The sequence below is a fragment of the Pseudomonas sp. 32_A genome (assembly GCF_017490905.1).
Classification (GTDB): Bacteria; Pseudomonadota; Gammaproteobacteria; order Pseudomonadales; family Pseudomonadaceae; genus Aquipseudomonas; species Aquipseudomonas inefficax.
Map to the genome: position 1 here is coordinate 1 of NZ_JAFGYI010000346.1, position 444 is coordinate 444.

1 protein-coding gene is annotated in these 444 nt (G+C 66.7%); it reads right to left on the minus strand.

The genetic code is table 11. From position 1 onward, the window contains the following. Window positions 1-444 (minus strand): LysR substrate-binding domain-containing protein (locus tag J5M58_RS27005; protein WP_243432572.1); only part of this gene is annotated, 444 nt, incomplete at both ends.

Genomic DNA, 444 nt, shown 5'->3' on the forward strand with positions numbered 1-444 from the left:
GCGCGCGTCTCGGCCGCCGCGGCCGTCGCGACGAGCCAGTCCTCGAACTCGCGATGCAGCGCGGTCTTCTGGATGCCGATCGGCGTGACCGCGTAGTAGTTGTGCGGCGCGATCCGGATGTCGCTGAACGGCGCGACGATCTTGCCGTTCGCGAGATCCCGGCTCAGCGTGACGACGGGCCCGATGCCGACGCCGAGATCGTCGACGATGCCCTGGAACGTCACATGAAAATGATCGAAGCGCTGCCGCCTCGTGAAGCGGCTCGCGCTCAGCTTCGCTTCGGCGAACCAGTCGTCCCAATGGCGCGGGCGCGTTTCGGTTTCGAGGATCGTATGGCGAACGAGATCCTCGGGGCGCTCGAGCGGCGTGCGGCTCAGCAGCGACGGCGACGCGACGACCGTGTGGTGATCGCTGAGAAAGCGGATCGCCGATTCGGGATTGAAG